The organism is Alicyclobacillus pomorum DSM 14955 (assembly GCF_000472905.1).
Taxonomy (GTDB): Bacteria; Bacillota; Bacilli; order Alicyclobacillales; family Alicyclobacillaceae; genus Alicyclobacillus_A; species Alicyclobacillus_A pomorum.
In genome coordinates this window covers 1-4,648 of sequence record NZ_KI421475.1, presented here as the reverse complement: position 1 = coordinate 4,648, position 4,648 = coordinate 1, and the positions used below count along the sequence as shown (strand labels likewise).

At 50.8% G+C, this 4,648-nt stretch carries 4 protein-coding genes; all 4 read right to left on the bottom strand.

What is annotated here, in order from left to right; genetic code table 11:
* Nucleotides 1-747: hypothetical protein (locus YWK_RS22200; protein ID WP_211231427.1), on the bottom strand; the 747-nt coding region annotated here is incomplete at its 3' end.
* Between the two features lie 46 nt (nt 748-793).
* Nucleotides 794-1,864, bottom strand: coding sequence for a bifunctional 3-deoxy-7-phosphoheptulonate synthase/chorismate mutase (locus YWK_RS0117520; RefSeq protein WP_026965785.1), 1,071 nt, complete (start codon nt 1,862-1,864; stop codon nt 794-796).
* Between the two features lie 118 nt (nt 1,865-1,982).
* Nucleotides 1,983-3,218, bottom strand: a complete 1,236-nt coding sequence (locus tag YWK_RS0117515; RefSeq protein WP_026965784.1) for a phenylacetate--CoA ligase family protein — start codon at nt 3,216-3,218, stop codon at nt 1,983-1,985.
* Between the two features lie 31 nt (nt 3,219-3,249).
* Nucleotides 3,250-4,593 (bottom strand): phenylacetate--CoA ligase family protein, encoded by a 1,344-nt coding sequence (locus YWK_RS0117510; RefSeq protein ID WP_026965783.1) that lies wholly within the window; start codon nt 4,591-4,593, stop codon nt 3,250-3,252.
* Nucleotides 4,594-4,648 lie beyond the last annotated feature (55 nt).

The window sequence follows — 4,648 nt, the reverse complement described above, 5'->3', positions numbered from 1 at the left end:
CTCGAGCTTCTCTTGTTCTTTTACTTTTTCTTCTTCCGCTTTACGTGCTTGTTTCTCGAGCTTCTCTTGTTCTTTTACCTTTTCTTCTTCCGCTTTACGTGCTTGTTTCTTGATCTGCTCCTGCTCTTTCGTTCCTTTTTCTCTCATGATTATCCCTCCGATTAATTGGTTTAAACGATGTCTGATGACATTCGGATTAAAATATTCAAGCATCTCGATTCCCGGCGCAGGGCCGAAATAAATCGAGTACTTTTTATAAGGCACTTTTTCTCGCAGATCCGGAAAACGAAGCTGGGTCGGCTTTTGGAACAGATCGAGCGCGTCTTCCCCATTTATCGCCCCGAAGTCATGCACGTTTCTGAACGTTTGCAACCCCATAGTGCTGATTGCTTTTCCAATCCCCTCTTGCCGCTCCGCTATCTTCTCAAACAAAAAGGGCGGTACATGCTGCGAGTGCACCAGCGCAAGATTGTGAGATACAACAAGGCGGCTCCTCTCGCTTATCAAGAGAGACTCTCTGATATAGTACGGAGCACCGGAGGACTGGCCAACACGATCGGCATGATCTTCATCAATTTGCTCTTGCCGAATAACATGAACCAGCATTTTTTCGTCCAACAGAGTTTCCAGCAAATCCGTTGTGCGGCCATCCGTCACCCGCAGCATGCTAAATATCAACCCATGAAAGAAATCAATCGTCCTTCCAGCATCATGCGAAGTCATGTCGAAAAAGATTTTATCCGTCATACACTCCCCTCCGTTAGCGAATTTCTGTTCGTGCTGCTCGGCAGCGTTAGAAAAGCCCCGAATCGCAGAGTCCCTGCCAAAACGTATGAAACTCGTCGATATTGATTTGCTGGTTCGCATCAGAGAGTGCAGCCTGCGGATTCGGGTGCACCTCGACCATGATCCCGTCGGCGCCCGCGGCAAGTGCGGCCTTCGCGCAGGACAGTAGAATATCCTTTCGGCCGGCGGAATGGCTGACATCCACAAGCACCGGCAGATGGGTCTCCTGTTTCAACAGTGGAACTGCAGAAATATCGAGCGTGTTTCTCGTCCATTTTTCAAATGTGCGTATACCGCGCTCGGTCAACATGACCCGGTCATTCCCCTTATACAGGATGTATTCCGCCGCAAGAATGAACTCCTCCAAAGTAGCGGAAAGGCCTCGCTTCAGAAGAACAGGCTGTCCGGATTGTCCGACGGCTTTGAGCAGATCGAAGTTCTGCATGTTGCGGGCGCCGATTTGAAAGATATCGATATAGCGGGCTGCTGTGTCGATTTGGGAAGGGCTCATGATTTCGCTGATCGTCACCATACCGAGTTCGTCAGCCACTTCCTTCATGATTTTTAATCCTTCCACACCAAGCCCTTGAAAGTCGTACGGAGAGGTTCTCGGCTTGAACGCGCCTCCGCGCAAGACGGTAACACCCGCATTCTTCAAAGCAGCTGCAACGGTCAGAAGCTGGTCTCTCGATTCGATTGAGCAGGGACCCGCGATCATGACGGGCGAGACGCCTCCAAACTCGGCTTGCTTGACCCGGATAATCGTATCCTCGCTCTTGTGTCGTCGGCTCACGAGGAGTTTTTGTTCGGTTTTCGCATTGTTTTGCTTTTTTTGGTATGCATGAAAAATCTCCTTGAAAAAGTTCATGATCGTGTCGTTAGCGATGGGGCCCTGATTATGGCTTATAAGCTCACTCACCATTTGCTGGACGCCTATCGGATCCGCTTCCGATATCCCTTGCTCTTCCTTTATCCGAACAATTTCAGCGGCTGTACGCTCCTGTTCGTTTAGCAGATGAAGCAATTGCCGGTTTATCCCGTTCAATTGAGATTGTAATTGCTGCAATGTTCCACTCATACGAGCACTCCCTTCCTATATAACCCATGACGGGCACCTTTCAAGGCCAATTTGTGCTTGCCATCCTGACCCTTTTGCGGCAATAGCCGGCAAACTCTCGCTCTCGTTCGTGTTCCATTCAAGTTAATTTTTGAATATATACCGGCTTTGTCGACGGGACATATTTCACAAGCTCGACCCGGTCAAGCAGCCTGGAGTCGTTGACGATCTCTATGGTGACAGGCACATGAAGCTTGCCGGATAAATGAGAACGCACAGCGTCCTCCGACCACTTCCCGGAATCATGCGAATCAAGAAGAAAGTGCAGCCCGTTCTCTTGCTCGAGCGCCTTCCAGGCATCCGGAACAGGAGACAGCGAATATACGGCTTCTTGGATATCAAAGCCGTCCAGAACGTTATCGCCAAAACGGATTCGATCCTTGCTTCTGCCGTAATGCACGAGCTTGCCCCCCGTTCGGCCGCAAGCACATAAGGCAGGTTCGACAGAGATGATGTCTTCGTTAAAGTATCGCAACAGAGGAGAACCTCGATGAGAAAATGTGGTAATCGCCGCACCCCCCCTCTTTCCCTGCTCAACGGGGCCTGAACCGTCTTCCTGCAACACTTCTACGAAAAAATCCTGTTCCACGATATGCATGATGCCGTATTCGCACATCGCAGCGATATTGGCGGTTTCCGTCGAGCCATACATGTTATAGACAGGCACGCCCCACAGCTTTTGTATGTGCTCCCTGCGCTTGTCGCCCATTAACTCTCCGGCAACGCAAATGGCCCGCAATGCCGGAAAATACTTGCTCGGAGTCGAACCGATCAAACGCGCTGTTTCCGCCAGGAGCTCAAACTCTCGAGGCAGCCCGGCGGCTACCGTGACATGAAGACGCTCCATTAGCTGCAGTACCCTTGGGTATGGCGTAACTACGGTGCGTCCGCTTGCGGGAACAATCCCCGCTCCCGACTGCCATGCCGCTTGCTGCATCAGGAACGCGGGCAGTGCCATTGCGTAAGGAAAGCGGATCAGAACAAGATCTTCGGGGGTCAACCGTACCCCGCATTCCTTCAACTGCCTCCCTCCGGTCCCCAAGTCCTGCAGGGTAAACCAGGAGGAGGAATGCTCCCCGGTCGTGCCGGTGGATTCGTGGTATTGCGCCACCTCTTTCATTTCGACGGCAAGGTGGCCGAAAGCGCCGGCTTTCCGGAGATCCTTCTTTGTGGTGAGCGGCAGCGTTCGGATTTGGTTCAACCCGATTCCGTTCAGGTTATAATTCGATAATTTTTCCTTGTACAGAGGCGATTTTACAATACGCGCCAACAAATCCTTGAACTTTCGCTCCCGCTCCCGATCGTATTCAGTCATAATGCAGCCCTCCCTGTTCCCGAGATTTTGTCTAAACGAATACTCGGGTCGCTTTGCCGAAAGTACGGGGGATGTCGTGTCTGATTTCGACCTGGCATTCAATCCCGATCCGATCAGCCATATGCTTTCGGATTTTCTCCGCCAATTGCTCGTCGCTTAAATTCGTCTGAAACGGCTCGGCTTCGATCGTAAGAACTCCCTGATTCAGCCTGAAGTGATACCACATGCCCACCTCGGGAATTTCCATAAGGAAGTGTTCCAGTAAGAACGGAGAATAGTCCTCGCCATTCACCCGCAGCATATTTTCCATCCTGCCTCTCAGGTGCAGAACGTCCATGGTGGTTCCGCAAGTGCATCTGTTCTGTTGCAAATAGCCGATATCCCCGGTCCGGTAACGCACCATCGGCATTCCTTCGCGCAGCAGCGTCGTCACAACTATCTCTCCGGTTTGGCCATTCGGAAGCGGCTTCCCCGAAGACGGATCAATAATTTCTACCTTTACATGCCCTTCCATGAGGTGATACCCTTTGTGTTTACTGCATTCAATGCCTATACCCCCGCACTCTGTCGAGCCGTAGAAGAAGGACACTTCGCAGCCCCACCATTTCTCCAGCCGATCGCGGAACATAGAGGAGCACCCTTCACCGGTAAGCCAGATCTTCTTGAGTCGTATATCTTCGCCTATTTTGATGCCATACCGCTCGCTTTGTTCGACCAAAAGCGCTGCATAGGAAGGAGTAGTAGCGAGAACCGTGGCTTGGTATTCTTTCATCAATTCCAGAGACTTATCGACGGGAGCCATGTATCCGCCTTTGCCAAGCGACAGCACCGTCGTTCCGAACGCAAACTGGAACAAACGTTGAAAACCGAGACCAGGCAACGCGAATTCATACGGCAGCGCGATGGCCGCTACATCTTCGTCCGACTCCTCGAAAATTGCCAAATATTTGGGCAGCAAATCGTATACATATTGATCAGCTAATGTATAGGCGGTATAAATCGGCTTCCCGGAAGTTCCGCTTGTAAGATGAACCTGACCGATTTCTTTGGGATCGACGCACAAGATCTTCATCTTGTCTCCTCGTATAACGTCTTTCTTGAGAAACGGTACCGAAGCTAATTGCTCCAGGCTATCGATCTTCGGTTCCGTGAAGCCCGCTTCTTCCAGCTTCGAACGGTAATATTCATTCTTGTTCCAGACATGGGCGAGCGTGGCGTTAATGGCTTTCAACTGATAGTCATCAATTCTTTGCCGGGCCAGCGTTTCGATCGTTCTTCCTTCATCGTCCAATTGCTTGAAGAAATCCTTGAATTGTTCGAGATGGGATGAATGCTCGTCAATGGAAACCGTCATCTTATGAGTTTGCCGCTTCATAAAAATCCCTCCGAAGTTGCTTCTTCAATCGAATCTCCGGTAATCGGCCGGAACA